Consider the following 26,494-nt stretch of genomic DNA (forward strand, 5'->3'; position numbering starts at 1 on the left):
GAGGGCGGGTTGCCGACAACCCGCCCTCCGTGGCGTTCCGGCACCGATTCGACGCGTCGACACGATCTTTGATCGACCGCCCGGGTCCCGGTCTCGGCTAGTCCTGCGGAATGAGCGGGATGACATCGCGACTCGGTGGAACGACCTCGCCGCTCTTGCTCCCGCCGATGACTTTGCCCTCGGGGCGGTCGTAAACGAGGTCGAACTCGGTCTCGTCGGTGCGCACCCAGGCGCCGATCCAGCCGGTCGCCGTCTCACCGGCGGGTGTCGCCTGCAGGAGCGAGTAGCCGGCAGACGCCATCGGGGTCTTGAGCGCCTCGGGCGTGCCGAGGCCGAGCGTCACGTAGTCGAGGTTGACGGCACGGGTGGTGACGGAGACGCGATGGGGGAAGACGCTGCCGCCGTATTCGTCGCCGGCTTCGAGTCGGACCTGGACGAGCATCGGACGCAGGCCGTCGGTGGTGCCTGCAGGCGCCGGGAAGTCGTCGACGATCGCGAGGGCGGTCACCTTCGTGCCGTCGACATCATCGGTGAGCGTCTGCTCTTGGAGCGGCGTGCTCGGCGGCTGCGACACCGACGGCGTCGGCGAGGCGGACGATCGGCCCGCGTCCGACGAGGAGCCGGCGGAGCAACCGGTGAGGGCGAGGGCAGCGACCGTGAGAGCCGCGGCCAGGGTCGTTCGACGAGAACTCATGCGCATGACTCAATCCTGTCAGACACGCCGTGGTGCGATTCGTCGCCGGATGGCCGGTCGCGGGTGACGCGGTCGGGCTCCGGAGATGTGCCGGGCGGCCTTCTCGGAGAACCGGCGACGGGCGCTCGCGCTGCAGCAGCTCAGACAGCGCCACCGAAGTAGACCTCGACCTCCCGGACGGTGCCGTCGACGACGCGAGTCGCCTCCAGGTTGCGGTACGTCTTCCCTTGCACGACGTACTCGTAGCGGTGGAGGACGATGCCGTCGGTCTCGACGATCTGGAGCGTCACGCCCGGGGTGTCGAAATGGTCGGCACTCGGTAAGCAGCGTTCGAGCCATGTCGTTCGGTCGATGTGGTCGTCCTGCGGGCTCGTGAAGACGAAGTCCGCATGCATGAGCGCCTCGGCAGCAGCCCGATCCTGCTCGTGGAACGCACGCATGAACGCCAGAACCGTGTCGATCGCCGATGAACGCATGCGGTGATCCTACGCGCGGGCCTGGCGCTGCGGTCGGGGAAGGTGTCCGCGTAGGGCCATCGACACGTTCAGGGACCGACTGCCGGCGTTTCGATCCCTGCGCCGGTCGCGGGGCCCGCTTGGACCTCCCGCAACGCGCTTCGACAACCGCGGAGACTCGCTCCCTGAGCCTGTCGAAGGGCCTACGAGGAACCGCCCCACCTGCCCTTCGACAAGGTCAGGGACCGACACGGGGACGGCCGCCCTGCAACCCGATGGGCAGTCGTCCCCATCGCACCTCAGACCGCCACCGGGGTAGCGTGAACGGAGCGGACACCACCGGGACACCGCACGGGTCCGGTTGCACACATCGAGGAGCACCTGTGATCATCTGGACCCGTTGGGGCATCGTCGTCTTCCTGATCTTCGGGCTCTCCGTCGGCGCCGGCTTCCTCCTCAAGGCGATCGTCTCGCCCGACGGCGGCTCGGCCCAGTCCGGCGTGTTCGTCGGCATCGGATTCCTGCTCGGCGCCGTCGCGTGCTGGGCCTTCGGGAAGTTCGCGCTGGCGAAGCTTGATGCACCGCGGCCGGTCGTCGTGTGGCAGCAGCTCGTACAGCCGTACGTCAACGAGCACGGCATCACCGTGAAGCAGGAGGCCGTCCCCGTGCGCCACCCGCAGACCGGCGAGCAGCTCTACAGCCGCCCGAGCTCCACGCTCTTCTTCATCCCCGTCCGCTTCTGGGCGTACGTCATCGCCGCACTGGGTGTCGTCACGATCGTCGTGAACGTCGTGCGCGGCTGACTCTCAGCCCTGGCGACCCTTCCACCGCGGGTTCTGCTTGTTGATGACGAACACCCGGCCACGGCGGCGGACGACCTGCGACCCCGGCTTGTCCTTGAGCGACTTGAGTGATGCGCGGACCTTCATGGCGACCTCCTGGTGATCACGATGCGTGCTACCTTGTTGAGAACGATTCTCAACAGAACGCACTGTAGCACCCATCGACCAGGAGAACCCGCCGTGACCACGCCTCGCATCCCGCTGACCGTGACGCTCGTCCTCGGCACCTGTCCGCCGGAGCGTCGCACCGTGGCCCGACAGATCGCCGGACGATCCGCTGCGCTCGTCACGATCGAGCGGCAGGACGACGCCGAGAGCGCCCACCCTGACATCGACGACGCGATCGACGCCGTCGCGCGACACCCGCTCGCTCCCCGGCACCTCGTCCTCGACTGCGGGAGCACGGTCCGCCCGGTCGACGCGGTGTCCGCCGTCCTCGGGCACCGCGACACGGCCGTCCTGGACGCCGTCGTGACCGTCGTCGACGCAGCCCATCTCCTGCACGACCTCCAGGACGACGAGTACGCCACCCACGACGAGGACGGCGACACGGCGTACACCGCGCGGTCGATGATCACCGTGGAGCAGCTCGAGTACGCGGACACGATCGCCGTCGCCGGCCGACGCGGCGTCACACACGAGCGACTCGCGGTGCTCCTCGCGCTCCTCAGCCACCTGAACCCGACGGCGCTGACGCGGATGGTCGAGCCGGTCGCGGCCCGACCGCGGGCCACACCCGGCACTCCGGCGACCACGAGCAGCCGTGAGCCGCTCGCGCGCTACCGTGATTCCCCCTTCGAACTGGACCGCTTCAGCACCTCCCCCGGGTGGATCGCGATGCTGAACGGCGAGCACCGGCCCTGGGTGGATCACGACCGCGTGACCACCCTGCGATTCGACAGCCCCCGAGCGATGCACCCGGAGCGACTCCTCGCGTGCTTCGACGGACCGATCGAGGCGGGGCGGTTCGGCCAGGTCATCCGGACGGCGGGGTTCCTCGTCCTCGCGACACGCGCCTCCCGCGTCGGCGTCCTGCAGCACGTCGGCTCGATGATCGATCTGGAACCCACGTCGTTCGAGACGAACGACCCCGGCGCGCCGCTCGGTCAGGAGCTCGTCGTCACCGGGATCGACCTCGACGAGGTCGCCATCACCGCCGCGTTGCATGCCTGCACCCTGACGGATGAGGAACTCCTCGCCGGGCCTGCGACGTGGGCGAACTACCCGGACGCCTTCACGCCGTGGAGTTCGACCCACGAGCGCTGAGCGGCCGGCCCGTCAACTGCCCGAAACGGTTCGGATCTCGGTCGATTTCGTGCAGGTTCGGGCGACTCAGTGGATCCGCGCGCTCACCCACTCCTCGCGGACGAACCGCACGAACTGCTCGACGGCGGGCGACACCGCCCGGGCACGGCTGGTGGCGACACCGATCACCCGGACCGCCTCGTCGTCGAGCGGGACGAGCACGACGCCCTCCATGCTCGTGGAATCGGGGAGGACCGCGATCCCGACCCCGGCGCGCACAAGACCACGGAGCGTCGACAGCTCGGACACCTCCATCGCCACCCGGGGCACGACGCCATGTCTCGCGAAGTACGCGTCCGCGATCTGCCGGAGCCCCGAGTCCGTCGTCATCGCGAGGAACTCGGTCTGCTCGAGGTCGGACGCCGCCAACGACGTCCGATCGGCGAGCGGATGCCCGACCGGCACGCCCAGCGCGAGGCGCTCGGAGGTGAGCGGACGCCACTCGATGTCCGGATCACGCGGTTCCGGGCTGAGGAAGGCGACGTCGGCCGAGCCGGAGCGCAGCGCGTCCAGCACGCTGTCGGCCTTCCCGCCGTCGAGGACGAACCGGATGTCCGGCAGCAGTTGGCGGTACTCACTCACGATGCGCGGGATGAGCCAGCCGCCGAGGGACGAGACGTAGGCGATGGAGACGAGGCCGGCCGAGGGGTCGCGGAGCTCGTCGATCCGCGATTGCGCGTTGTCGAGCTCGGTCTGCGCCCGGAGCGCGTGCACGAGGAGGATCTCGCCGTACCGGTTGAGTTCGAGCCGGCTGCGGTGGCGATCGAACAACTCGACCCCGGCGTCCGCCTCGAGCCGACCGATCGCCCGCGTGAGCGTCGACTGCGAGATACCGAGCGCCTCGGCGGCGTACGGGACGTGACCGTCTTCGGCGAGCGCCCGAAGGTACGCGAGTTCGTCGATCCTCATGCCCTCATGATGCCGCACCGGCGTGCCCGACTGGGGCACCTCGACAAGCTCGGTGACCGGGGCGCGCTAGCGTGGTGCAGTGATCCGCAGACCGCGACCGAGCCAGGCGGCGACCGGCGCCCTCTTCGTCCTGGCCGGACTCGTCTGCCAGGAGCTCGGCGCGTCGATCGCGGTCACACTCTTCCCGCAGGTCGGTCCGATCGGCATGGTGACGCTGCGCCTCGTGTTCGCCGCGCTCATCCTGCTGGCCGTCGCCCGCCCGGCCCTTCGCGGACACCCGAGGAGCGCCTGGGGGTCGGCGGTCGGTTTCGGGGTCGTCCTCGCCGCGATGAACGTCTGCTTCTACCTGGCACTGGACCGCATCCCGCTCGGCCCGGCGGTGACACTCGAGATCCTCGGCCCACTGGCACTCAGCGTCATCGCGGGTCGTCGATGGACGAGCGCACTCTGGGCAGGTGTCGCCCTCGTCGGCGTCCTCCTCCTCGGCGGGGTGCTCCTCCACAGCGGACCGACGGCGGCACTCGACCCGCTCGGCGTCGTCCTCGCGCTCGCCGCCGGCGCCCTCTGGATCGGCTACATCCTGCTGTCGGCGCGGACGGGGACGGAGTTCCCCGGCTTGAACGGTCTGGCGATCGCCGCCGCCATCGGCGCGCTGGTGACCATTCCGCTCGCCGCGACGACCGCCGGCACCGCCCTGTTCGATCCCGTCATCCTCTTGCTCGGCCTGGGTGTCGCCGCTCTCTCGTCGGCCGTGCCGTACGCCCTGGAGTTCGTCGCCCTCCGACGGCTCAGCGCCGCGACCTTCTCGATCCTGCTCGCATCCGCGCCGGCCATCGCCGCGATCGCCGGACTCCTCGTGCTCGGTCAGCAGCTCACGACACCGCAGTGGTTCGGCATCGCCTGCGTGGTCGGTGCCGGAATCGGCGCCGTGCTCTCAGCCCGGCGGGGTCCTGCACCCGAGGTGCAGCCGAGCATCGCGCCGAGCTGATCGTCAGGTCAGGAGGCGGCGAAGCGGGCGTGCACCCGGGAGGCCACCGTGATGTCCTCCGGCTTCAGGTCGAGGGCGGTGTCGCCGGCCTGGGCCGCCGCGCCGCGCATCATCGGCGCCGCCGCCTGGCTCGACGGCGAGCGCGTCTCGTCACCCAACATGCCGGGTTCCGCCAGGGCGACCGGCCGCACGGCACCGAGCCCGAGGCTCCGGGCGTAGGCGGTCGCGCGGTCCACGGCGTCACGGACGGCGTTGTGCTGGGCCTCGGCCGTGATGCGGTGCTTCGTCGCCTCGGTGAGCGCCCACGTGACACCCGTCACCGTGACGCCGTCCTGGACCGCGATCTCCTCGGCCCAGCGGGCCAGCGCCTGGAGGTCGGCGAACTTCACCTCGAGCGCGACCGACGCATGGTGCACGAGCGGCAACTGCCTCCCGTCCTTGTTCCACGGTCGCTCACTCCACACCCGCAGCCGGTCGGCGGACCACCAGGTGACGGCAGACTGCGCGCGGAACTGCTCCGCCGTCTGACTGAGCGCCCGGTGCAGCGCGGTGCTCCGGGAGACGACGGGCTCGCGTTCCGGTCCCTGGAACCCCGCCGAGATGAGGACGGTCCCGCGCTCGGCCGGGTGGTGGTAGTCGAAGCGGCCCTCGACGGTGATGATCGTTTCGCTCATACCCGGCACTCTATCCCGCGACGGCGGCTACGCTCTGGACCATGACGGACGGCGGAACCTGGGCGGATCGACGACGTGCACGACGACGGGGGAACGAGTACGGTCCAGCCAGCCGTGGACTCCCGCCAGGTGATGTCGAGACCGTCTCGAAGTATCTGAAGGAGCGCGTCTACGCGAGCTTCACCGGCCTCGCGATCGTCCTCGTGCTGGCGGCGAACGCGGAGCACCATGACGCTGCCGACGCGCTCTTCTCCCTCGTCATCGGTGTCGCCGGCATCACCCTCGCCGGTCTCGTCGCCGAGATGATCGCGCACCTCGCGGCCCATGGCGCGTTCCCCGATGAGCGGGGCTGGCGCACCATGATCCGGATCGCCTGGGGCTCCCTCCTCACGGTCGCGACGCCCACGATCCTGCTCGTGCTCGCGATCCTCGACGTCATGGAGGTGGAGACCTCGCTGCGAGTGTCCGCGATCGTCTACCTCGTGACCCTCGGACTCAGCGGGTGGTTCGCCGTGCGGCGAGCGCGCCTGTCCATCGGGCAGCAGCTCATCGCGCTCGCGGCACTCGTGCTCCTGGGTGTCCTCGTCATCGGCGTGCAGGTCCTGGCCCACGGCTGAATCGCGGGCGCGAGCTCGGACCCCGTCGGAAATGCCGGAGCGGTCGACGACGTTGAGGAGCACGTGAGCACTCCGGAGACCGTCGACGTCGTCGTGATCGGCGCGGGTCAAGCCGGACTGTCGGCCGCGTACCACCTGCATCGGCGCGGATTCGTCCCGCTGGGCGCCACCGAGGGCCCGACCGCAGCACGCACCTTCGTCGTCCTCGACGCGAACGACGCCCCGGGCGGCGCCTGGCAGCACCGATGGCGGTCGCTCACCATGTCGACCGTCAACGGGATCTACGACCTGCCCGGCATGCCGAAGCCCGAGCTCGACCCGTCCTCCCCGAGTGTCGACGTCATCCCGCCGTACTTCGCGGCGTTCGAGGAGCGTTTCGCCCTCGCGGTCCGCCGTCCGGTGCAGGTCCGCGCCGTGCGCCGCGAGGACAACGACCCGCACGGCCGGCTCCTCGTCGAGACCGCGGCGAGCGCCGACTCCTCGGGCACTGACTCCCCTGGCGCCGGCTCCCTCTCCGCCGTGTTCCGGGCGCGGGCGGTCGTGAACGCGACGGGCACCTGGACGAAACCGTTCTGGCCCGCGTACCCGGGGCGGGAGCGCTTCGCCGGACGCCAGCTGCACGTTGCCGACTACGTCTCCGCTGACGATTTCCGCGGCCAACGCGTCGTCGTCGTGGGTGCCGGCATCTCCGCCATCCAGCTGCTCGAGGAGATCTCGCGGGTGGCGGAGACGGTGTGGATGACGCGACGCGAACCGGAGTGGGTGGAGGACGACTTCGACACCGCCGCCCGGGTGGAGGCGATCAAGGGCGTCGAGGAACGCGTGCGCCAGGGCCTTCCGCCGGGCAGCGTGATCTCCGTGACGGGGATGCACTGGACGCCGTGGGCGCGGGCGGCCGAGGCGCGCGGTGTCCTGGTGCGTCAGCCGATGTTCCGCCGCATCGAGGAGCACGGGGTCGTCCTCGCCGACGGCTCGTTCCTGCCGGTCGACGCCATCCTCTGGGCCACCGGGTTCCGCGCGGCTCTCGACCACCTCGCACCGCTCGGCATCCGACTGCCCGGGGGCGGCATCCGGATCGACGGCACCAGGGCGGCCGACGAGCCGCGGGTGCACCTCATCGGGTACGGCCCCTCAGCGTCGACGGTCGGCGCGAACCGGGCCGGGCGGGCGGCGGTCACGGCGATCCTCGCCGACCTCGATGCCGCCGTCCCGGTCCCGCAGCGCTGACGCGGTCACTGCACCGGGACTGGGATCGGCACGGCGGGAGCCCGCTCGGAGCGCACGAAGCCGATCCCGAGGAGGATGCAGACCCCGCCGAGGAGCTGCGCGAGTGACAGCTGCTCCCCCAGGAGGATCCAGGCGAACCCGGTCGCCGCGACCACTTCGAGGAGGCCCGCGAACGACGCGAGCCGGGAGCCGAGCATCTGACTCGCGGTGATGCTCGACGCATAGGCGACGGCCGTCGACACCACACCGACGAACAGGAGCGGCACCCACCACACGACGTCGGTGCCGAGCACCGTGACGTCGGCGTCGGAGGTCGTGAAGGGCACGCCGACGAGCCCCGCGAGCCACAGACTGAGCGCCCCGATGAGCAGACCGATGGCGGCGAACGCCACCGGAGGCAGCCCCTTCGCCGGCCGCGCCGAGATGACGTAGTACGCGGCGCAGCCCACCATCGCGAGGATGGCGAACAGCAGACCGACCGGGTCGAGCGTCGAGCCACCGCTCGGAGTGACGACGAGTACGAGCCCGACGAGCGACACGACGGAGCCGACGAGGACGACCGTCGCGGGACGGCGTCGGGTCAGCACCCATGCGACGGCGACGAGCAGCAGCGGTGCCATGTACTCGACGAGGATCGCGGTCCCGACGGCGATGGTCTGCAGCGCAGCGAAGTAGACGAGCTGCGTCGCCGCCACCCCGATGAGGCCCATGCCGAGCAGTCGCCAGCGTCCACGCCAGACCGCGTCCCAGCGACCACGGAGCGCGATGAGGGCGAACGGGGCGAGTACCAGACCGCCGATCAGGGCGCGGACGGTCACCGCTGCAGCGGGGCTCCACCCTGACGCGAGCACCGGTTTGATGAACGCGCCGGAGGTGCCGAACGCGACCGCGGCGAGCACCGCGACGAGCAGACCGACCGTGGTCGAGGACGTGTGCTTCATGGGTGTCTCCAGCTGCCGCGAGTGGGGCCGGCAGAAGAGGTGGACGCCCGGCTGAGATGAAGCTACTCTCGGAGAGAGTAAGGAGTCAACTTGCATTTTGCCCCTGACACCGAGGATGCGCTACTGTTCGCCGCGCTGCTCGTGAACACCCGCGCATCGGCGTCCCGGAGCGGCGGCGACGAGCTCGCGACACCGCCGCAGCTCGTCGAGCTCCTGCGGGTCAGTCGGTACTCGGGCCGGGTCGACGGCGATGAGCCCGAGCGGGCCGCGGTGGCCAGGCTCCGGGAGCGGATCCACGCGCTCTGGGCCTCCGACGCGGACGCCCCGGACACCCGCGACGACGCCGTCGCCGAGATCAACACGATGCTCCGGGAGTCCGCCGCGCTCCCCCAACTGCGCCGCCACGACGGCTTCGACTGGCACCTCCACGCCACCGAGTTCGACGCCCCGCTCGTCGATCGCGTCCAGACCGAGATCGCCATGGCACTCGTCGACGTCGTCCGGTCCGACGCCTGGGACCGCCTGCGGCTCTGCGCCGCCGACGACTGCGACGGCCTGCTCGTCGACCTGTCCCGCAACGGTTCGAAACGCTACTGCTCCGTCCGCTGCAGCAACCGCGTCAACACGATCGCCTTCCGCGCGAGAGCGCAGTAGCGGGCGTCACCAGACCTGGATGACGACCATTACTGCGATCTCGTCACATCCCAGAGATGGTGCACCGGGTCGTGGATGAAGTAGCGGCCGAGGGTCTCGGTCGTGAAGCGCGCGCCGTCGCTCCGTCGACCCGTCCGCGTGAGCGCCTCGTCCGTCACCCGCTCGAACGCTGCGGCGAGCACCGTCGCGGCCTCGACCAGCTCCGCCGACACCCGTTGCGGGTCCTGTTCGCCATAGCGCTCCTCGAGAGCCGTCGCGTCCTGGTCCCAGTTCTCGAACGCGGGATCGTCCTCGTCGAGGACGAGCCGCAGTCGGACGTCGAAGATGCGGAACACGTCGCGCACGTGGGCCGCGTACTCGAGTGGCGACCAGGTCTGCGGGTCGGGCCGCTCCCGGACGTCGGCGCGCTCCAGCACCGCCGGCCACGCGGCGGCGTTCGCCAGGATCAACCCGGGGAGGTCCCGGAACCCGAATCGCGAGGTGTCCATCCCGCAGTCGGGACAGGCGCGCTCGAGGACCCAGGTCCAGTTCTTCGTGTCCGGGACGATGGTGTCGTCGTCGGGGGTGTTCGTCGTCATGGGTTCACTCTAGGAAACGGTGTGGCCCAGCCGCCCTCGCGAAAGCGTCATCGTGCCGCGATCCGCCGCCACCGTGCGCGACCACCGCGGTCCCTGAGCCACACCCACGCGGTCCCTGAGCCACACCCACGCGGTCCCTGAGCCACACCCACGCGGTCCCTGAGCCTGTCGAAGGGCGACGACCCCAGGCCCGGCCACTCCGCTACCCGGCGGGGGCGACCGGCGGGGCGCAGACCATCGCCGAGGCGGCGAGCTGCTCCGCCATCTGCTGGTCGGACCACGGCAGCGCGATCTCAGGGGCCTTCTGCCCGCTCGCCGGTGCCGCCTTCGCACCGATCGACGCGAGCTGCATCGCGAGCGTCTGCGCGAAACCCGCACCGAGCGTCGAATTGTTCAGCATCACGACGACCGTCAGGCCAGAGGTCGGATCGGAGAAGGCCGCCGAGAGCGAGCCGGGGATCGCGCCGGCCTGCCCCCGCAGGGGACCGATCTGTATCCCACCCACACCGAAACTCTTCCAGGTCGGCTCAGCCTCGCCCAGCGAGACGGGGTCCTTCCACTGCTTCTTGTAGGTGCTGTCGTTCAGCAGCGAGCCGGACGCGAAGGACTGCGTGAACTTCCGCAGATCGTCGACCGAGGAGACGACGCCACCGGCGGTCCACACCATCGAGGGCGACAGCTCGGTCTCGTCCGTCGGTGCGTCGCACTGGTAGGTGCCGTCCGCGATGCGCGGCGTCAGGTACCCATTCGGGTGCGACCCCGGAAGCTCGACGGTGGAGGCGTCGGGGAAGCTGGACTTCGACATGCCGAGCGGCGAGAAGACGTAGTGGTCGTACAGGGACTGCCAGGACTGACCGGTCAGCTCCTCGAGCGCCATGCCGAGCAGGATGTAGCCGGTGTCACTCGAACCGAAGAGCGCCCCCGGAGCCGTCCGCGTCCCGCTCGCGAGGCCGTTCGCGAGGATCTCGGCCATCGACCAGTTGCGGGTCGGGTTGGTGACGAACTGCGCGTTGAGCGCGGGCGTGTAGGTACCGAGCCCCGACGTGCCATTGCACAGCTGCTGGTAGGTGATGCCCTCGATGCCCTGGACCTGCGGGAGGGTCTTGTGGACCTGGTCGGTGAGCTTGATCTTGCCCTCGTCGACGAGTTCGAGGAGCACGGTGCAGGTCATCGGGCGCGTGGTGTCGCCGATGCGGTAGACCATGGACGGGTCCATCTCGGTCTTGCCACCCGGCTCGGTCGTGCCGACGCCGGCCGTGTAGCTCCCGGCCCACGGCGCCCAGACGCCGACGATGGCACCGGAGGATCCGGACTGGGCGACGGCGGCCTCGACCGCCGCCGTGATGGCGTCGGTCGTGTCGCCGGCGAGCGTGCCGCTGACCTGGTCGGGGAAGTCGGTGTCGGACACCGAGGGGCCCGAGCAGCCGACGAGCACCGTCGCGAGGGTCGCCGCGGTAAGGAGCGCGGCGAGACGCCGTCGCCTCGGAGCTGTTGCAGTCAAGTCATCCCCCTGATGAGCGGTCTGCGGAGCTGCAGACTGTTCCCGATTGTAACCGGGCGCGGCTGAGAGCTGCGGTCGCACGCCGCGTGCCGGTCACTCTGGCGGCGGGTCTGGTGCGGGGCACGTCGATGGTGTTCCCTGGAGAGGTGACCTCGAACGCCTTCCCGCAGACCACCGTCGACGCCGTTCTGGCGCACATGAACGGCGACCACCCCGACGACAACGTGCTCATCGTGCGCGCCTTCCTGGAACCGGCGGCCGAGGCCGCAACCATGATCGCGCTGGACGGGGCGGGTGGCGAGTGGACCTGGACGGTCGACGGCACCGCCGCGGGTGGGCGGGTGCCCTGGCCCGCCGGAGCGATCACCGAGCGCGGCGAGATCCGACGCGAGGTCGTCGCCCTCTACGACGCCGCGTGCGCCCGTCTGGGCGTGGAGCCGCGCCCGCACGACTGAGCGACGGCCGCCCCTCGACCGTCGACCTCGGGTGACGGCCTCGAGTGACCAAACCGTCGGCGCCCGCACCTCCGAACTCCTCAACGCCCCGGGACGACTCGCGGCACGAAGGATCAGGAGGCACTCCCATGCGTCATTCACCCAACCGGCTCCTCGCCGCCGTCTTCGGCGCGGTCTACGTGGTCGTCGGACTCCTCGGCGGGATCGTCGCGGGCGGCCTGCCCGTCCTCACCACCGAGGGCGGCCTCCTCCTCGGGATCTTCGAGGTCAACCCGCTGCACAACATCGCGCACGTCCTCATCGGCGCGGCCCTGCTCATCGCAGGGCTCTCGAACGTCGTCGCGGCCAAGACCGTCAACACGGTGGTCGGCGGGTTCTACCTCCTGCTCGGTGTCGTCGGCTTCTTCATCGTGGGCTCGGCGCTGAACATCCTCGCGCTCAACACGGCCGACCACTTCCTCCACCTCGCGAGCGCCGTGGTGCTGCTCGGTGCCGGACTGGCCGCGGACAAGCGCACGCACCGGGTGGCGACGGCCTGACATGTCGGTCTCCGTCGAACGCCAGGGCGCCCGGGCCGGCGGCGACACCGCGGCACGCTCCGGGACGACGTCGATCTCGAACAGCCTGCTCGCGATGTGCGCGCTCGGCACCGGTCTCGTGCTGATCGCGACCGGCGCCGGGTCCTCCCCGGTGGGTGCGATCCCGCTCGTCACCCTGGGCGTCGCCGCTCTGCTCTGGTCCGTCGTGGTCCTCGTCCGCGACCGGGTGCCGGGCCTCCGTGCGTCCTTCGCCGGCGCGGTGGGCACGGTGGTCGTCTGGGTGGCGCTGTACGGACTCGCCTCCCTCGGTGTCACGACCGTGCCGCCGTTCCTGCCGACCCTCTCGTCCACGGTCCTGCTGCTCATCGTGGCCGGAGTGCTCGCGCGCCGACTCCGGCGGGTCACCCTCGCATCGACGGCACCGGACGAACTCCAGCTCGACGCTCTGCTGACGCGCGCGAGCCGTCAACCCCGTCGTGAACCGAGCACCGGACGGTACGTGCTCACCCTGCTCGCCGGGGCAGCGGTCGTGGCGGCGATCACCACACCCGCACTGGCCCAGACCAACGCCGGTGCGTTCGCGGTCCCCCACGGTTCCCTGCACAGCAGCCACTGATTCCCTCCACCGCGACAGATCCGCTCTCCCGCTCACGAGCCCGGCCCGTTACACTTAGGCAACCCTTACCGAACCAGCCGACGCGGAGTCCGACATGAGCACTGTGATCCCCTTCTCCCAGGCCCTGCGCGAGCGCACGTCCTCCGGCCACTCCTCCAGCGAGGGGGCGGACTTCATGAGCGACCTCATGACGGGGAAGGGCTCGAAGGAGGACTACATCGCCCTCGTCGCGCAGCACTTCTTCATCTACGAGGCCCTCGAGGCCGCCGCCGACCGTATGCGCGCCGATGCCGTCGCTGCGCCGTTCATCAGCGACAAGCTGACGCGGCTCCCCGCCATCGTGCAGGACCTCGAGTTCCTCATCGGCCCGGACTGGCGCGAACAGATCACCCCGCTGCCCACCACCGCCCGGTATGTGGCACGGATCAACGAGGTCGGCGCCGTCTGGCCCGGCGGCTTCGTCGCGCACCACTACACCCGGTACCTCGGCGACCTCTCGGGCGGGCAGATCATCCGCACGCTCATGCAGCGCCAGTTCGGCTTCGACACCAACGGCGTCGGCTTCTACCTCTTCGGCGACATCGCGAAGCCGCGCGAGTTCAAGGACACCTACCGCGAGCAGCTCGACGCCGTCCCGTGGGACGACGCGGAGCAGGCCCGTGTGATCGACGAGGTCATGGTGGCGTACCGCTTCAACACCGACCTCTTCCGCGACCTCGCGACCGCGAAGGCTGCAGCGACCGCCGTCGCCTGACCCGCCCGCCCATTCGCCCATTCTTGGGCGAATGGGTGTTCGTTCGCCCAAACATGGGCGAACGAACTGCGGTGCGACGTCGACTCAGGGCAGTGCGGGCCGCGCAGGTCCGATCAGGACATGGCGAGCGAGAGCGCCAGCACGCCGAACATGGCGACGAAGACCAGTGCGAGGACGGCGTACACCGCGATCTGCGCGCCGCGTCCCTTGATGACCGCCTGACCCCGCGGTGCGAGCGAGCCTGAGACCCACTGCTGTGCCGGCGCGATGTAGTCGAGCGTCGGCGCCTCGCCGGGCTGCAGCAGGTAGTCGGCACGGCCGAACTCCCACAGCCACGCCATCGAGCACGAGACCTGCACGGGCCGGTCGGCCGGAACCGTGAACTGCGACGGACCCCAGGTCGGGCGGTGTTCGAAGCCGTCGATGCGCACGACGAGTGGGATGAACCCCCAGTATCCGGCGAACGGCGGCTTGCTGGCGTTCAGCTCGAGCGTGCGCCAGGCGGTGATCGGACCGGGCTGCGGCCAGCCCTGCTGCATGGGATGCGTCATAACCGACAATCGTAGGGTCACCGGCCCCGTTCGTTCGCCCATTTTCGGGCGACGGAGCACCGATTCGCCCAACAATGGGCGAACGGACGCTACTGCCCCGACATGAAGCGCTTCACGTCGGTGTCGACGATGATGTCGCTCGGGCGCAGCGGCCGGGAGAGGTAGAGACCGTCGAGCGTCGAGATGCGGCTGAGCGCGACGTAGCTCTGCCCCGGGCTGAACGCGCGGCTGCCCAGGTCGACGATCGCGCGGTCATAGGTCTTGCCCTGCGACTTGTGGATGGTGACCGCCCACGCGAGCCGCAGCGGGAACTGCGTGAACTCGGCCACGATGTCGCGCTTCAGCTGCTTCGTCACCGAGGAGTAGGAGTACTTGTACTTCTCCCACGTCGCCGGCTCGACCTCGAACTGCTCGCCGTCGACTTCGACCCAGACGGTGGAGTCGATCTTCACCACGGTCCCGAGCGTGCCGTTCACCCAACGACGCTCGCTGTCGTTGCGGAGGAACATGACCTGCGCACCGACCTTGAGGTCGAGCGCCTCGTCGGCGGGGAACGCCCGCCCGCCGAAGTCGCCCGAGACCTCCGCGTTGGCGGTGAGCGGCTTGCCGTCGAGCTTGGCGAGCGCCGCCTTGTTGATGCGGTCGACGGTGTCGTTGCGGCTCGCGAGGCTGATGACGCCGTCCTCGGGAGGGGTCCTGGCGCCCATGCCGTTCAGTCGGCCGGCCATCTCGGCGGTGACCTGGCCATGCCGGACGCCATTGAGGAGGTACTTGAACTCGGCCTCGTGCTGGCGGTGGATCTCGGTGAGCTCGACGAGCTGCAGCGGCGTCTCGGACCACACCTTGGCGTCGAAGAACCAGAACGAGCGGTAGGTGTCGGCGATGTACGCCCGTTCCTCGAGGCTGCCCGGCACGGGAGCGAGCTGGTACGGGTCGCCGAAGAGCACGATCTGCACGCCGCCGAACGGCTCGCGCGGCCGCTGCCGGGCCTGCCGGAGGCTCCGGTCCATCGCGTCCATGAGGTCGGCGCTCACCATGGAGACCTCATCGACGACGAGGGTGTCGATGGAGTTGAGCAGCTTGCGGGTCTGATCGTTCTGGTCGATCGTGTGGTCGGCGATGAGCCCGATCGGCAGGCGGAACAGCGAGTGGATCGTCTGCCCGCCGACGTTCAGCGCGGCGACACCCGTCGGGGCGCAGATGGCCAGCTGCTTCGAGGTGTTCCAGGCGAGGTGGTTCAGGAGCGTCGACTTCCCGGTGCCCGCCCGACCCGTGACGAACAGGTGCTCGCGGGTGCTCTCGATGCGGTCGAACACGGCTTGCTGCTCGGCGGAGAGGGCTACGCTCATGATGCTTCGGTTCCCTCCCGTTTTCGCCCTCCAATCCTACGCGAGGTGCCCGCCTAGGATGTCAGGATGAGCCATGTCGCGACACGTGGGGAGCTGCGACGCCCGGGAACGGTGCGCGGTGCCCTCGTCCGCGCCGTCGTGCTGTGGCTCTGCATCGCGGCACTGCTCGTCGCGGCCATTCTCTCCGCCTGGTCGGCCGTCGCCCGCGACGTCTACGGCGCCGGTTCCTTCGCCCGCGGGTACCTGGACGCCCTCGCAGACGACGACGCCGCGACCGCGCTCGCGTTGCCCGGAGTCGCCTTGAGCTCCGCCGAACTCGCCGACGCGGGCCTGCCGGCCGACAGCTCGGACGCTCTGCTCCGGAGCGAGGCGCTCGGCACGATCGAGGACGTGCGCCTCGTCTCCGACGTCACGACGGGCTCGGGCGCCCACGAGGTGACCTTCTCGTACCGACTCGCGGGTCAGCCGCACAGCACGGCGTTCTCGATCACGAGCGGCGAGCGCACCTTCGGGCTGTTCCCGTCGTGGCGCTTCGAGACGAGCCCGTTGAGCGTCGTCCAGCTGACCGTCGCACACACGACCGGGTTCCGGGCGAACGGCTTCGAGCTCGATACCCGCCGCGTCGCGGAGGGGACCGATGGGGCCTTCACCTCCACCATCCCGTTCCTCACCTTCACGCCGGGCAGCGTCGACTTCGACGTCGACACCACCTACCTGGCGGCGTCGGTGGAGACGGCGACGACGACCGAGATCGCGAGCGTCGTCGAGGCGGAGGTGACCGCGAGTGCCACCTCCGACTTCGTCTCCGAGGTCCAGACGCAGATCGACGGTTACCTCGACAACTGCGCCACGCAACAGGTCCTCCAGCCCACCGGGTGCCCGTTCGGCATGGTGATCCGCGATCGCGTGGACGACCTACCGGTGTGGTCCATCGCCTCCTACCCCGTCGTGGCGGTCCAGCCGGGCGACACCGGTTGGCAGATGCCGGCGACGGCCGGAGCCGCGCACCTCGTCGTCGACGTGAAGTCGCTGTTCGACGGCACGGTCTCGACCCTCGACGAGGACGTCCCGTTCACGCTGTCGGCGTTCGTGACGATCCGCGACGACGGCTCCCTCTACATCGATCTCCGCTGAAGCCCGCGAACTGTCACTCCGACACAGTCCGACACCCCTCACACTGTTCCGGAGTGACAGTTCGCGGGCTAGGAGCGGGTGTCGTTGGCCGCCATGCGCGCGAGACGCTCGTTGTACTCGTTGAGCTCCGCGTCGTTCGTGCGGTCCGCGTTGCGATCGAGCCGCTTCTGGTCCTTCGCGTCGCTCTTGCTCCACGAGATCGCGACGGCGACGGCGAGCGCCAGGGTCGGGATCTCGCCGACGCTCCAGGCGATCCCGCCGCCCGTCTGCTGGTCGAGGAGCGGCGCCTGCCCCCAGGTCCGTCCCATCGCCCCGAACCAGTCGGCGAGGAACAGCCCGGTCGAGGAGATGATCGCCAACCCGAAGAACGCGTGGAACGCCATCGTCGCGAAGAGCAGCAGGAGCCGCATCGGGTACGGCAGGCGGTACGGGACCGGGTCGATGCCGATGAGCGACTGCACGAAGAGATAGCCGGTGATGAGGAAGTGCACCACCATCCACTCGTGGCCGATGTGGTCCTCCATCGACCAGCGGAACAGCGGCGTGTAGTAGAACACCCAGAGTGATCCGGCGAAGAGCACCGCGGTGACGAGCGGGTTCGAGATGATCCCCGCGAACTTCGAGTGCACGGCCAGGAGCACCCACTCCCGACCCCCTCGGGAGTCGTCGGAGCGCTTCCGCACCGCCCGCGCGAGCAGCGTGACCGGCGCTCCGGGGACGAGGAGCACCGGGACGAGCATGGTGAGGCCCATGTGTCCGAGCATGTGCACGCTGAAGAGGTACGGCTGGTAGACGTTGATGCCGCCGCAGGTGAGGTAGAAGAGCACGAGCAGGCCGAGCACCCAGCTGACGGTGCGGAGGATCGGCCAGGAGTCGCCACGGCGGTGCAGGCGGACGACACCCGCGATGTAGAAGAAGATGCCGAAGGCGCAGGCGAGCAACCACAGCAGGTCGATGTTCCACTCGGTGAAGTACCGGGAGAAGGTCAGTTCCGGCGGCAGTTCCTCACCGGTGAGCAGGACCGCGGGCGTCGGGGTGCTCGGTACGGCCTGATCGACCGGCGGGGCGGTCTTCGCGAGGGCAGCGGCGGCACCGGAGGCGATGCCCATGAACCCGAGCTCGAGGGCGACCAGCCACCAGAAGGTGCCGGTGCGGCCCGCGGGGGTGTCCGCGCGCGCAGCGGCGGAGCGCTCGATGCGGCCGATGAGCACCCGACGCTGCAGCGCGCCGAACAGGCCGAGCGCCAGCAGCGCGAAGACCTTGACGAGGACGAGGATGCCGTACGGGGTGCCCAGGCGGTCGAGCGAGCCGATGCGCAGCTCGGCGCTCACGTACCCGGACACCGCCACGACGACGAAGGACACGAGTGCCACGGTCGAGTACCGCATGAGCACGGGGGCGAGCCGGCCGTCTTCGAGGGTCTTGCGGATGAAGACGAGCGTGAGCAGACCGCCGAGCCAGATGGCGGCGAACACGAGGTGCAGGCCGAGCGCGGTGACGGCGGCGTTGTGCCCGCTCGCCTCGGCGGAGTGACCCTGCTGGGCCATCGGCAGCAGCGACACGAGGGACAGCCCGAAGACGAACACGAGCACCGTGTGGTTGCGGACGGCGAAGCAGAGCACCGTGACGGCCGCGGCGATGAGGGTCGTCTGCAGCCAGGCCTGACCCGACTCGATCCCGGTGAAGAAGAGGCTGAGCTTCGCACCGAACGCGTCGTCGAAGGTGAGCGGCACCTGCGTGACGTTCAGGAAGGTGAAGAAGCCCGTCACGCCGGACGCGACGGCGAAGACCGCGGCTCCGGCTGCAGCGACGTCGAGCGCCGCGCCGTACTCGCGTCGGTCCGGGCTGAGCGCCCAGCAGGCCATGAGCAACGCGCCGATGGTGACGGCGGCGCTCAGGTTGACGAGCAGTTGTGCGATCGGGAGCCCCCACCGCACGACGGCGCCGGGATCGCCCAGGAGCTGCGCATCCGCTCCACCGCCGAAGGCCAGTCCCGCGAGGAGGGTCGCCACAGCCACGAGGAGCAGGAGGGCAGGACCCGCGAGGCGGACGACACGATTCACGCTGCAAGCCTACGCGGCGCTGCTGGGAACCCCGACCGCAGCGGGCTCAGCGAGCGCTCGGTCCCTGAGCCTGTCGAAGGGCGCCGCTCACGCCCGGACGAGCAGGGTCGAGGAGCCGTCTTCCAGCCGCCGCACCTCGATGCGTTCGCCGATGCGCTGCTTCATCTCCTCGACGTGGCTGACGACGCCGACGACGCGGCCGCCGGCCGAGAGCCGACCGAGCTCGGCCATCACGGTGTCGAGCGTCTCGGGGTCGAGACTGCCGAACCCTTCGTCGACGAAGAGCGTGCCGAGCTCGACCCCGCCGGCCTCGCCCGTCACGACGTCCGCCAGCCCGAGTGCGAGGCAGAGCGAGGCGTAGAACGTCTCGCCACCGGACAGCGACTTCGGATCGCGACGCCGGTCGGTCCGGTGGTCGTGGACCGTGAGCGACAACCCGACGCGCTGGCTGCGGGAGGGTCCTTCCTTGACATCGCTGCGGACGAGCTCGTAGCGCCCTCCGGACATCGACTCCAGGCGCGCGTTCGCCGCCGCCACGACATCCTCGAAGCGGCGCAGGAGGACGTAGGTGCCGAGGGTGACCTTCGTGCTGTTCTCGCTGCCCGTGGCCGACACCACGTCGGCGAGGCGCACCACGGCCGCGGCCTCGCGGACCGCGTCGGCGTTCTCGTCGGCCGCCTCGGCGAGCGCAGTGCAGGCCGCCGCCGCGTTGGTCGCTCGTCGTGCGGAGACGGCGGCCGCTGCGGTCGCGGTGCCTGCCGCCGCCTCGGCGTCGGCCAGTCGTCGGGCCGTCGCTTCGACGTCGGGGGCGGCAGTACCGGCGACGCCTGCGAGAGCCGGGCTCGCGAGTGCTTCGGCGTTCGCGGTCGTGTGACGCAGGTGATCGGCCACCCGTGCCTCTGCGCTCGCCCGTTCGACCCCGTTCATGGCTGCGGCCTCCGCAGCCGCACGGTCGGCGAACCCGGCCCGCTCGAGTGCCGCCTCCAGCTCGACCGCGCGCTCGGCGTCACGCTGCCTCCGGTCGGCGACGGTCGCCCGTGCCGCCGCGAGCAGGGACAGCGAGGAGAGCTCGGCCTCGAGCATCGCGTCGAGCTCGGCCAGTGAAGCCGCTCGACCGTCGAGGACGCCGGCCACCTCGGCGCGGGCCCGCTCGTGGACGCGCTGCGCGGCGGCGAGCCGCTCGGTCAGTGTCGCCCGGGTGGCGGTGCGTTCCGACACCGCGACCACGCCGGACAGGTGCTCGTCCGCGAGGCGCCCGGCCTCCACGACCTCGGCGTCCGCCTCCGCGGCGATGACCACGGCCTCCGCGTGCTGCCGCTCGGCGTCCGCAGCGGCCGCATCGACTGCCGCCCGCGCAGTGACCGGGTCGAACCCGGCAGTCGCCGTCGTCGAAGCGTCGGTGGAGCCGACCGCGGCAACGCCGCTCGCTTCATCGGCCAGCGCGAGGAACTGCTCGACGAGGCGTCGGCGCTCCGCCCGGGCGACGTCCCGGGCGCTCTGCGCCGACTGCATCGTCGCCTCGGCATCGGCCCGAGCGACGGATGCCGCTTCGACCGCGTCCGCGTCGGGGTGGTCTCCGTCGAGCACCGCCGGCGCCGGATGGCTCAGCGAGCCGCAGACGCTGCACGGCTCGCCCTCCCGCAAGCCGGTGGCGAGTTCACCCGCCATGCCCTCGATCCTCCGGAGGCGCAGCGACGTCTCGGCTTCGATCGCCGCCTTCGCGGCCGTGGCGGCCTCGGTGACCTCGTCGGTGAGCCCCACGAGGCGTTCGTCGGTCGCCTCCACCCGATCCAGCACCGCGCGGCGTTCAGCCACGCGCTCCACGGACCGGGCGGCCCTGGCCGACTCGGTGGCCGCGCGCGAGGCGCGCTCCGGGGCCGAGCTGAGCGCTGCCCGGCGGGCGTCCCGTCGGGTCTGTTCCGCAGCGAGCTCGGCGAGCCGTTCGTCGACGGTCGCGAGCTCCTCGGTGAGTGCGGTGAGCGCGCGTTCGCGGTCGGCGTCGGCGGCTTCGAGGACGAGCACGGCCGCCATCGACGCCCGCTCGACGGTGAGGGATTCGCGGCGCGCGGCGACGGACGCGTCGTCGAGTGCGACGATCGCCTCGTCGGTCTGCTCCTCCATCGCGGCGAGCGACGCGATGGCATCCTCGAGCGCCGCCGAGGCCGTGGCCGCTCCGGCGAGCGCGGACGCGACGGTGTCCGCCCGAGCCGCTGCCGCGATCCGTTCGGAGAGCCGCGCGACCGGTTCGTCGTCGACCGAGAGCAGCTCGCGCTCGGTCAGCAGCTCCGCGCGACGTTCGATGGACGCGAGGAGCGTCTGGGCTGCGGCGTGTTCGGCGCGAGCGCGCTCCAGGGCGACCCGCACCTCGGCAGCGGTCGAGGCGTCGACGGCGGCGTGGCGCTCAAGGACGGCGACGATACGCGTGGCGTCACCGACGAGGTCTTCGGAATCGGGTTCGAGCGCGACCGCGAGGGTCGCGACGTCGGGGTCGGGGTCGGGCTCCGCAGCCGACGGATCACCAGTCGCGGGATCCCGTGACTCGGCATCGACCGCCGCGGGGGCGTCCATCCCGGCCGGGGTGTCCGCTCCCCTGCCCGCGACGAGTTCCCGTGCGTCGTCGAGTTCAGCCGCTCCCGCGAACCGGGCGATCGCACGGCCCAGCGCCTCTCGTGCCCCTTCGATGTCGCGTTGGGCCTGCCGACGCTGCTCGACGAGGTGCTTGGCGACCCGCTCGTAGTGCTCCGTCCCGAACAGGGACCGGAGGAGTTCGCTGCGCTCCTCACCGCCGGCGGCGAGGAACTTCGCGAACTCGCCCTGCGGGAGGACGATCGTCTGGACGAACTGCTCCCGGGTGAGACCGACGATCCGGCTGATCTCAGGACCGATCTCCTGTGCGCGGGTCGACAGGGTCTCGCCGGCCAGTGCGTCGGGGTCGGTCAGGCGGACGAGGGTGGCGCTCGCCTGCTGCGGGGTGAAGCCGGCTCCGCGCTGCTTCGGCCGCTGGTAGGCCGGCGTCCGCCGCACCCGGTACACGCCGGATCCGGTCTCGAACACGAGTTCCACGAACGGTTCCGTCCCGGGCTGCGCGTGGTGCGAGTGGAGGCGGTCCTTGCTGGCACCGGTCCCGGCGAGTTCGCCGTACAGCCCGAAGACGATGGCATCGATGATCGTGGACTTGCCGGCGCCGGTCGGGCCCTCCAGGAGGAACAGACCAGCCCGCCCGAGTTCGACGAAGTCGATGGTGTGCTCACCGGCGTACGGCCCGATGGCCTGTAGCGTGAGTCGGTGCAGTCGCATCAGGCGCTCACCTCCGCGGCGAGTGCGGCCTCGTTCGCCGCCGCGATGAGCTCTCGCTCGCGAGTGGTCGCCGGTGCACCCGTCGCGTACTCGATGAACTCGGCGGTGACCTCGACCGGGTCGGAGACCGCCGTGACGGCTGCGGCGCGAGCCTCCTCGGAGCGGTTCGCCGGCGCGTGCGACCAGACGAGCAGGTGCGGGAAGCGCCGGGTCAGCGTCGCGTACAGCTCCGGTGGCCGGACGTCGTCGGTGACCGTGGCGCGCACCCAGGCGTCGACGGCGTCGTCTCCCGCGGGGCCCTGCAGCTCTGCGAGGGTTCCCGTGACGTCGACGAGCCGACGCGGCACCGGCGCCGGCAGCAGTTCCAGGTGCACGGAGCCGTCGGCGGCGAGGTCGACCAGCACGCTCGACTTCACCTGGTTGCGTTCGGAGAAGGAGTAGGCGAGCGGCGACCCGGAGTACCGCATGCGGTCGACACCGGTCGCGGCCCCGACGCGCTGCGCGCCATGGAGGTGGCCGAGCGCGACGTAGTCGAAGTCGTCGAACAGCTGGGCGGGCACCGCATCGACCCCGCCGATCCGGATGTCGCGTTCGCTGTCACTCGCGAGACCACCGATGACGAAGGCGTGCGCAGCGACGACCGATCGGACCGCTCCGTGCTCGCGACGTTGCGTGAGATCGGCTCGGACGCGTTCGAGGGCTGCACCCATGACGGCGGCGTGCGATCGCGCGAGCGGCTGATCGTCCGGCGCGAGCATCCCTCGCGCGGTGTCGGGGTCGAGGTAGGGCAGTGGGTAGAAGGCGACGGGCCCGTGTTCGTCGTCCACCAGGACCGGTTCGCCGACCCGCGCGAGGTCGGCTCGGATGTCGATCCCGTCGCGCAGCATGGCGGCGCCGAAGCCGAGCCGGATGGCCGAATCATGGTTGCCCGGGGCGAGGATGACGCGGGTGCGGCCAGCCAGCCGCCCGAGCGACTCCGACAGCAGTGTCACCGCTTCGACCGGCGGGATGGCGCGGTCGTAGATGTCGCCGGCGACGAGGAGGACGTCGACCTCGTGGTCCACGACCGTCTGCTCGAGATGCGCCAGGAAGTCGCGTTGGAAGGGAAGCAGGTCGACCCCGTGCAGCGAACGGCCGAGGTGCCAGTCCGAGGTGTGGAGGATCCGCATGACAGCAATGCTAGGCCGAGCCGCCGACACCTCGTCGCGCCCCGGACGGCACCCGGATGAACGACAGCAGGGCGCCGCTCTCGCGACGCCCTGCTGTGTGGCCTGGACCGGCGGAGTGTCTCCGGGGTCCGAGTCCGTGCGGGCTGACGCCCGCGACGACTTACTTGACGGAAGCCTTGAGCTTCGAGCCGGCGGTCACCTTGACGCGCTTGCCGGCCGGGATCTGGATCTCGGCGCCGGTCTGCGGGTTGCGGCCCGTGCGAGCGGCGGTGTCGGTCTGCTCGAAGGCGATCCAACCCGGGATCGAGACCTTGCCGCCCGTGGCGACGGTCTCAGCGACGGTGGTGAACAGCGCGTCGACAACGCTGCCGACGGTCGCCTGGCTCTGGCCGGTCGATGCGGCGATGGCGGCGACGAGTTCGGTCTTGTTCAAATTTGCCATTGTGAGGGTCCTCCTCGGACGTTGCTGCAACGTACAGCTGATGTGTTGGTAGCGAAGGTGTCGCTGATACGGCACCAACTGGTCGGTGTGACCGCCTCGAATGTAGCAGCAATCCGCGAGATTTCGCGGATTTCTGCGCTCTACGCGGACAAACGGGCCTGCGTGTCGGTCGTTTCCCAGCTGGGAGGCGTCGGTGTGGCCGCTCAGCGCACGCCGATGACGCTGTGCCCGGCCGCCCGCGACAGCAACCACGCCTCGATCGTCGGGAAGAGGGTCAGGACGGCGATCGCGAGGAACGCGAACTGATACGGCAGCAATCGGCCGCCGCCGAACCCGTCCTCGAGGGAGAATTCGGTCGTCAGCAGGATCGCTCCGACGGCGACACCGAAGCCGCTCGCGACCTGTTGCAGGGTCGAGTTGAGGGTGTTGGCCCGCGACATCGCGGCGGGTTCGACGTCGGCGAAGGTGATGGTGTTGTACGCCGTGAAGCCGATCGACCGGGCGACCCCGCTGAGGAAGAGCAGCAGTGCCATCAGCACGATCGACGTGTCGGCGGTGAGGAACGCCATCCCGGCCATGCACAGGACCCCGATCAGGTTCGACGACACGAGCACCAGACGGAATCCGAACCGCCGCAGCATCCAGGTCGTCGCCGGTTTGATCGCGAGGTTGCCAACGAAGAGGAAGAGCACCATCGAACCGGCCTGCACGGGCGTCCAGCCGAATGCGTCCTGGAACAGCAGCGGCAGGAGGAACGGGACGGCACTGATCGTGAGCCGGTAGACGCTGCCGCCGGCGTTGGCCAGACGGAAGGTCTCGATCCGCAGCGAGCGGAGGTCGACGAACGGGTGCGGCGCACGGAACAGGTGCCGGATCGCGAGGGTGAGGAGGACGATGCCCGCTACGAGCGACCCGATGAACCAACGTGCGTCGAAGCCGGCGCCGGACACCAGGGAGGCCGCCACGAGGAGCGACGCGAGCCCGACGCAGGCGAGCGACAGGCCGAGCCAGTCGAGCGGAGGCACCTCGTCGGCGGCGAAGTCGGGGACGATGCGGAGCGCCACGATGAAGGCGACGACACCGATCGGCACGTTGATGAGGAAGATCCAGTGCCAGGAGGCGTACTGGGTGATGACCCCACCGAGGAACGGCGCGATGATCGGGGCGGCGAGGGCGGGCCAGGTCAGCAGGGCGATGGCCTGGATCAACCGCTCCTTGGGCGTCACCCGGAGCACGGCCAAGCGGCCGACCGGCACCATCAGAGCCCCGCCGACGCCCTGGAGCACCCGGAAGCCGACGAGCATCGGCAGGCTCGAGCTCAACGCACAGAGCACGGAGGCGATCGTGAACACCGCGATCGCCAGCGCGAAGATGCGCTTGGCACCGAACCGGTCCGTCAGCCAACCGCTGACGGGGATGAGGACGGCGACCGTGAGCAGGAACGCGGTGACCGCGAGCCCGACGGCCGTCGACGAGGTCCCGAGGTCGCGCGCGATGCTCGGTGCGGCGGTGGTGAGGATGGTCCCGTCGAGGTTCTCCATGAAGAAGCAGCCGGCGACCAGGAGGGCGATGGCTCGTTGCGTGCGGACGTCCAGCAGCGCCTCCTCGGTGGATGTGGGAACCGTTCGATCCTTGCAGTTGTCGCCGACAACGCGAAAGGGCCGCCCGCGATGCGGACGGCCCTTTCGGTGTTGCGATGCTGTGTCAGCGGAATGTGAGCTCCGACTGAGCGGGTGTTACCAGCTCGACTTGCGGACGCCGGGCAGTTCGCCCTTGTGCGCCATGTCGCGGAAGCGAACGCGGCTGATGCCGAACTTCGAGAGGTTGCCTCGCGGGCGACCGTCGATCGCGTCGCGGTTGCGGAGGCGAACCGGCGAAGCGTTGCGAGGGAGCTTCTGGAGGCCGAGGCGAGCTGCTTCACGCGACTCGTCGGTCCCGGCGGGGTCGACGAGGGCCTTCTTCAGCTCGGCGCGCTTCGTGGCGTAGCGGTCGACGATAACCTTGCGCTGCTCGTTACGGGCGATCTTGCTCTTCTTAGCCATGTTTAGCGCTCCTCTCGGAATTCAACGTGCTTGCGCACTACGGGGTCGTACTTCTTGAGCACGAGACGGTCTGGGTTGTTGCGACGGTTCTTCTTGGTCACGTACGTGTAACCGGTACCAGCCGTCGAACGGAGCTTGATGATTGGACGGACGTCCTGCTGCTTAGCCATTAGATCTTCACCCCACGAGCGAGAATGTCCTTGACGACGGATTCGATGCCACGGGCGTCGATCACCTTGATGCCCTTGGCGGACACCTTGAGGGTGACGTTACGACGCAGCGAGGGCACGTAGTAGGTCTTCTTCTGCACGTTCGGGTCGAAGCGGCGCTTCGTGCGACGGTGCGAGTGCGAGATGTTGTGACCGAAGCCGGGAACGGCTCCTGTCACCTGGCACACTGCTGCCATAGTAGTTTCTCCTTCATTACCGCAGAGCGACTGCCCTGCCCAAGATCTCTTGTCGGCGTGCGCGATCCCGGTCTGCGTGAGCGGTGGGGGATCGTGGACACGATGTGGACATGGAGCGTCCACACCAAGGGTCAAGCGTACGCTGTGACCAGGCGATTTGCAAATTCGTGTTTCTACCACTGAACGCGCTGTGCGCGTTAACGCAAAATGGCCACCCAAGAACCTTGGGTGGCCATTTCAACGAAGAAGTCCGGCGGTGTCCTACTCTCCCACAGGGTCCCCCCTGCAGTAC

The 26,494-nt window shown here is 70.0% G+C and carries 29 protein-coding genes; 11 read left to right on the forward strand and 18 right to left on the reverse strand.

Going from position 1 to position 26,494, the window contains the following annotated elements:
* Positions 1 to 97 precede the first annotated feature (97 nt).
* Complete coding sequence (locus B9Y95_RS19590; protein ID WP_143736600.1) at positions 98 to 694, reverse strand: hypothetical protein; 597 nt, start codon at positions 692 to 694, stop codon at positions 98 to 100.
* Between the two features lie 140 nt (positions 695 to 834).
* Complete coding sequence (locus B9Y95_RS19595) at positions 835 to 1,170, reverse strand: nuclear transport factor 2 family protein (protein WP_085514327.1); 336 nt, start codon at positions 1,168 to 1,170, stop codon at positions 835 to 837.
* Positions 1,171 to 1,532: 362 nt separating this feature from the next.
* On the opposite strand from B9Y95_RS19595, the gene B9Y95_RS19600 reads away from it, so the two are divergent.
* On the forward strand, positions 1,533 to 1,952 hold the full coding sequence (locus tag B9Y95_RS19600; RefSeq protein ID WP_085514328.1) for a hypothetical protein: 420 nt from the start codon (positions 1,533 to 1,535) through the stop codon (positions 1,950 to 1,952).
* A gap of 3 nt (positions 1,953 to 1,955) precedes the next feature.
* Here the strand turns inward: B9Y95_RS19600 and ykgO are convergent, their stop codons facing one another.
* Positions 1,956 to 2,078 (reverse strand): type B 50S ribosomal protein L36, encoded by a 123-nt coding sequence (ykgO, locus tag B9Y95_RS19605; protein WP_085514329.1) that lies wholly within the window; start codon positions 2,076 to 2,078, stop codon positions 1,956 to 1,958.
* A 93-nt stretch (positions 2,079 to 2,171) separates the two neighbouring features.
* Here ykgO and B9Y95_RS19610 point away from each other — a divergent pair, with 93 nt between their 5' ends.
* Positions 2,172 to 3,257: a GTP-binding protein gene (locus B9Y95_RS19610; RefSeq protein ID WP_123539660.1), complete on the forward strand. Its 1,086-nt coding sequence runs from the start codon at positions 2,172 to 2,174 to the stop codon at positions 3,255 to 3,257.
* Between the two features lie 66 nt (positions 3,258 to 3,323).
* Here the strand turns inward: B9Y95_RS19610 and B9Y95_RS19615 are convergent, their stop codons facing one another.
* Positions 3,324 to 4,205: a LysR family transcriptional regulator gene (locus B9Y95_RS19615; RefSeq protein WP_085514331.1), complete on the reverse strand. Its 882-nt coding sequence runs from the start codon at positions 4,203 to 4,205 to the stop codon at positions 3,324 to 3,326.
* A gap of 79 nt (positions 4,206 to 4,284) precedes the next feature.
* Between B9Y95_RS19615 and B9Y95_RS19620 the strand changes: the two genes are divergently transcribed.
* Complete coding sequence (locus B9Y95_RS19620) at positions 4,285 to 5,193, forward strand: EamA family transporter (RefSeq protein WP_234994185.1); 909 nt, start codon at positions 4,285 to 4,287, stop codon at positions 5,191 to 5,193.
* An 8-nt stretch (positions 5,194 to 5,201) separates the two neighbouring features.
* On the opposite strand, the gene B9Y95_RS19625 is transcribed toward B9Y95_RS19620, so the two are convergent.
* The gene (locus tag B9Y95_RS19625) at positions 5,202 to 5,867 is read right to left on the reverse strand and encodes an SIMPL domain-containing protein (RefSeq protein WP_085514332.1); all 666 of its coding nucleotides are present in this window, start codon (positions 5,865 to 5,867) and stop codon (positions 5,202 to 5,204) included.
* Positions 5,868 to 5,908: 41 nt separating this feature from the next.
* Here B9Y95_RS19625 and B9Y95_RS19630 point away from each other — a divergent pair, with 41 nt between their 5' ends.
* Positions 5,909 to 6,484, forward strand: coding sequence for a hypothetical protein (locus tag B9Y95_RS19630; protein ID WP_085514333.1), 576 nt, complete (start codon positions 5,909 to 5,911; stop codon positions 6,482 to 6,484).
* Between the two features lie 63 nt (positions 6,485 to 6,547).
* Positions 6,548 to 7,711: an NAD(P)-binding domain-containing protein gene (locus B9Y95_RS19635; RefSeq protein ID WP_085514334.1), complete on the forward strand. Its 1,164-nt coding sequence runs from the start codon at positions 6,548 to 6,550 to the stop codon at positions 7,709 to 7,711.
* A 5-nt stretch (positions 7,712 to 7,716) separates the two neighbouring features.
* Here the strand turns inward: B9Y95_RS19635 and B9Y95_RS19640 are convergent, their stop codons facing one another.
* Positions 7,717 to 8,652: an EamA family transporter gene (locus B9Y95_RS19640; protein WP_085514335.1), complete on the reverse strand. Its 936-nt coding sequence runs from the start codon at positions 8,650 to 8,652 to the stop codon at positions 7,717 to 7,719.
* Between the two features lie 90 nt (positions 8,653 to 8,742).
* On the opposite strand from B9Y95_RS19640, the gene B9Y95_RS19645 reads away from it, so the two are divergent.
* Entirely contained in the window at positions 8,743 to 9,306 is a 564-nt protein-coding gene (locus B9Y95_RS19645) for a CGNR zinc finger domain-containing protein (RefSeq protein ID WP_085514336.1), read from the forward strand.
* 29 nt (positions 9,307 to 9,335) lie between these two features.
* Here B9Y95_RS19645 and B9Y95_RS19650 read toward each other — a convergent pair whose 3' ends face one another.
* Complete coding sequence (locus B9Y95_RS19650) at positions 9,336 to 9,884, reverse strand: DinB family protein (protein WP_085514337.1); 549 nt, start codon at positions 9,882 to 9,884, stop codon at positions 9,336 to 9,338.
* A gap of 202 nt (positions 9,885 to 10,086) precedes the next feature.
* Positions 10,087 to 11,385, reverse strand: a complete 1,299-nt coding sequence (locus B9Y95_RS19655; protein WP_159453471.1) for a serine hydrolase domain-containing protein — start codon at positions 11,383 to 11,385, stop codon at positions 10,087 to 10,089.
* Positions 11,386 to 11,531: 146 nt separating this feature from the next.
* Between B9Y95_RS19655 and B9Y95_RS19660 the strand changes: the two genes are divergently transcribed.
* The 4 genes from B9Y95_RS19660 (at position 11,532) to B9Y95_RS19675 (ending at position 13,749) form a co-directional block, all read left to right on the forward strand.
* Positions 11,532 to 11,840, forward strand: coding sequence for a DUF2470 domain-containing protein (locus tag B9Y95_RS19660; protein ID WP_327083108.1), 309 nt, complete (start codon positions 11,532 to 11,534; stop codon positions 11,838 to 11,840).
* Positions 11,841 to 11,968: 128 nt separating this feature from the next.
* Complete coding sequence (locus tag B9Y95_RS19665; RefSeq protein ID WP_085514340.1) at positions 11,969 to 12,379, forward strand: DUF4383 domain-containing protein; 411 nt, start codon at positions 11,969 to 11,971, stop codon at positions 12,377 to 12,379.
* 1 nt (position 12,380) lies between these two features.
* Positions 12,381 to 12,995 (forward strand): DUF1129 domain-containing protein, encoded by a 615-nt coding sequence (locus B9Y95_RS19670; protein WP_085514341.1) that lies wholly within the window; start codon positions 12,381 to 12,383, stop codon positions 12,993 to 12,995.
* A gap of 94 nt (positions 12,996 to 13,089) precedes the next feature.
* On the forward strand, positions 13,090 to 13,749 hold the full coding sequence (locus B9Y95_RS19675; protein WP_085514342.1) for a biliverdin-producing heme oxygenase: 660 nt from the start codon (positions 13,090 to 13,092) through the stop codon (positions 13,747 to 13,749).
* 113 nt (positions 13,750 to 13,862) lie between these two features.
* On the opposite strand, the gene B9Y95_RS19680 is transcribed toward B9Y95_RS19675, so the two are convergent.
* The gene (locus B9Y95_RS19680) at positions 13,863 to 14,300 is read right to left on the reverse strand and encodes a hypothetical protein (protein ID WP_085514343.1); all 438 of its coding nucleotides are present in this window, start codon (positions 14,298 to 14,300) and stop codon (positions 13,863 to 13,865) included.
* Positions 14,301 to 14,389: 89 nt separating this feature from the next.
* A complete protein-coding gene (locus B9Y95_RS19685) occupies positions 14,390 to 15,649 on the reverse strand; it encodes an ATP-dependent DNA helicase (RefSeq protein WP_085514344.1) in 1,260 nt (419 codons plus the stop codon).
* A 66-nt stretch (positions 15,650 to 15,715) separates the two neighbouring features.
* Here B9Y95_RS19685 and B9Y95_RS19690 point away from each other — a divergent pair, with 66 nt between their 5' ends.
* Positions 15,716 to 16,783 (forward strand): hypothetical protein, encoded by a 1,068-nt coding sequence (locus B9Y95_RS19690; protein WP_085514345.1) that lies wholly within the window; start codon positions 15,716 to 15,718, stop codon positions 16,781 to 16,783.
* A gap of 68 nt (positions 16,784 to 16,851) precedes the next feature.
* Here B9Y95_RS19690 and B9Y95_RS19695 read toward each other — a convergent pair whose 3' ends face one another.
* The 8 genes from B9Y95_RS19695 to rpmB form a co-directional block, all read right to left on the reverse strand.
* A complete protein-coding gene (locus B9Y95_RS19695; protein ID WP_085514346.1) occupies positions 16,852 to 18,846 on the reverse strand; it encodes a bifunctional copper resistance protein CopD/cytochrome c oxidase assembly protein in 1,995 nt (664 codons plus the stop codon).
* 87 nt (positions 18,847 to 18,933) lie between these two features.
* Positions 18,934 to 22,143 (reverse strand): AAA family ATPase, encoded by a 3,210-nt coding sequence (locus B9Y95_RS19700; protein ID WP_085514347.1) that lies wholly within the window; start codon positions 22,141 to 22,143, stop codon positions 18,934 to 18,936.
* Complete coding sequence (locus B9Y95_RS19705; protein ID WP_085514348.1) at positions 22,143 to 23,312, reverse strand: exonuclease SbcCD subunit D; 1,170 nt, start codon at positions 23,310 to 23,312, stop codon at positions 22,143 to 22,145. The genes B9Y95_RS19700 and B9Y95_RS19705 overlap by 1 nt, the downstream gene beginning before the upstream one ends.
* Positions 23,313 to 23,472: 160 nt before the next feature.
* Complete coding sequence (locus B9Y95_RS19710; RefSeq protein ID WP_064294762.1) at positions 23,473 to 23,754, reverse strand: HU family DNA-binding protein; 282 nt, start codon at positions 23,752 to 23,754, stop codon at positions 23,473 to 23,475.
* A gap of 203 nt (positions 23,755 to 23,957) precedes the next feature.
* Positions 23,958 to 25,352: a DHA2 family efflux MFS transporter permease subunit gene (locus B9Y95_RS19715; RefSeq protein WP_200811451.1), complete on the reverse strand. Its 1,395-nt coding sequence runs from the start codon at positions 25,350 to 25,352 to the stop codon at positions 23,958 to 23,960.
* 138 nt (positions 25,353 to 25,490) lie between these two features.
* A complete protein-coding gene (rpsN, locus tag B9Y95_RS19720) occupies positions 25,491 to 25,796 on the reverse strand; it encodes a 30S ribosomal protein S14 (protein WP_064294760.1) in 306 nt (101 codons plus the stop codon).
* A 2-nt stretch (positions 25,797 to 25,798) separates the two neighbouring features.
* On the reverse strand, positions 25,799 to 25,966 hold the full coding sequence (rpmG, locus tag B9Y95_RS19725; RefSeq protein WP_056010525.1) for a 50S ribosomal protein L33: 168 nt from the start codon (positions 25,964 to 25,966) through the stop codon (positions 25,799 to 25,801).
* The gene (gene rpmB, locus B9Y95_RS19730) at positions 25,966 to 26,202 is read right to left on the reverse strand and encodes a 50S ribosomal protein L28 (protein ID WP_056010522.1); all 237 of its coding nucleotides are present in this window, start codon (positions 26,200 to 26,202) and stop codon (positions 25,966 to 25,968) included. The genes rpmG and rpmB overlap by 1 nt, the downstream gene beginning before the upstream one ends.
* Positions 26,203 to 26,494 lie beyond the last annotated feature (292 nt).

Origin of the sequence: Plantibacter flavus, assembly GCF_900177615.1 — a bacterium.
Classification (GTDB): domain Bacteria; phylum Actinomycetota; class Actinomycetes; order Actinomycetales; family Microbacteriaceae; genus Plantibacter; species Plantibacter flavus.

Excerpts from the sequence above, each read along its gene's own strand:
- rpsN (WP_064294760.1), bottom strand. The coding sequence starts at position 25,796 with ATGGCTAAGAAGAGCAAGATCGCCCGTAACGAGCAGCGCAAGGTTATC.
- B9Y95_RS19685 (WP_085514344.1), bottom strand. The coding sequence starts at position 15,649 with ATGAGCGTAGCCCTCTCCGCCGAGCAGCAAGCCGTGTTCGACCGCATC.
- B9Y95_RS19615 (WP_085514331.1), bottom strand. The coding sequence starts at position 4,205 with ATGAGGATCGACGAACTCGCGTACCTTCGGGCGCTCGCCGAAGACGGT.
- B9Y95_RS19710 (WP_064294762.1), bottom strand. The coding sequence starts at position 23,754 with ATGGCAAATTTGAACAAGACCGAACTCGTCGCCGCCATCGCCGCATCG.
- rpmG (WP_056010525.1), bottom strand. The coding sequence starts at position 25,966 with ATGGCTAAGCAGCAGGACGTCCGTCCAATCATCAAGCTCCGTTCGACG.
- B9Y95_RS19675 (WP_085514342.1), top strand. The coding sequence starts at position 13,090 with ATGAGCACTGTGATCCCCTTCTCCCAGGCCCTGCGCGAGCGCACGTCC.
- B9Y95_RS19650 (WP_085514337.1), bottom strand. The coding sequence starts at position 9,884 with ATGACGACGAACACCCCCGACGACGACACCATCGTCCCGGACACGAAG.
- rpmB (WP_056010522.1), bottom strand. The coding sequence starts at position 26,202 with ATGGCAGCAGTGTGCCAGGTGACAGGAGCCGTTCCCGGCTTCGGTCAC.
- B9Y95_RS19590 (WP_143736600.1), bottom strand. The coding sequence starts at position 694 with ATGAGTTCTCGTCGAACGACCCTGGCCGCGGCTCTCACGGTCGCTGCC.
- B9Y95_RS19700 (WP_085514347.1), bottom strand. The coding sequence starts at position 22,143 with ATGCGACTGCACCGACTCACGCTACAGGCCATCGGGCCGTACGCCGGT.
- B9Y95_RS19640 (WP_085514335.1), bottom strand. The coding sequence starts at position 8,652 with ATGAAGCACACGTCCTCGACCACGGTCGGTCTGCTCGTCGCGGTGCTC.
- ykgO (WP_085514329.1), bottom strand. The coding sequence starts at position 2,078 with ATGAAGGTCCGCGCATCACTCAAGTCGCTCAAGGACAAGCCGGGGTCG.
- B9Y95_RS19670 (WP_085514341.1), top strand. The coding sequence starts at position 12,381 with ATGTCGGTCTCCGTCGAACGCCAGGGCGCCCGGGCCGGCGGCGACACC.
- B9Y95_RS19690 (WP_085514345.1), top strand. The coding sequence starts at position 15,716 with ATGAGCCATGTCGCGACACGTGGGGAGCTGCGACGCCCGGGAACGGTG.
- B9Y95_RS19625 (WP_085514332.1), bottom strand. The coding sequence starts at position 5,867 with ATGAGCGAAACGATCATCACCGTCGAGGGCCGCTTCGACTACCACCAC.
- B9Y95_RS19595 (WP_085514327.1), bottom strand. The coding sequence starts at position 1,170 with ATGCGTTCATCGGCGATCGACACGGTTCTGGCGTTCATGCGTGCGTTC.
- B9Y95_RS19665 (WP_085514340.1), top strand. The coding sequence starts at position 11,969 with ATGCGTCATTCACCCAACCGGCTCCTCGCCGCCGTCTTCGGCGCGGTC.
- B9Y95_RS19680 (WP_085514343.1), bottom strand. The coding sequence starts at position 14,300 with ATGACGCATCCCATGCAGCAGGGCTGGCCGCAGCCCGGTCCGATCACC.
- B9Y95_RS19630 (WP_085514333.1), top strand. The coding sequence starts at position 5,909 with ATGACGGACGGCGGAACCTGGGCGGATCGACGACGTGCACGACGACGG.
- B9Y95_RS19705 (WP_085514348.1), bottom strand. The coding sequence starts at position 23,312 with ATGCGGATCCTCCACACCTCGGACTGGCACCTCGGCCGTTCGCTGCAC.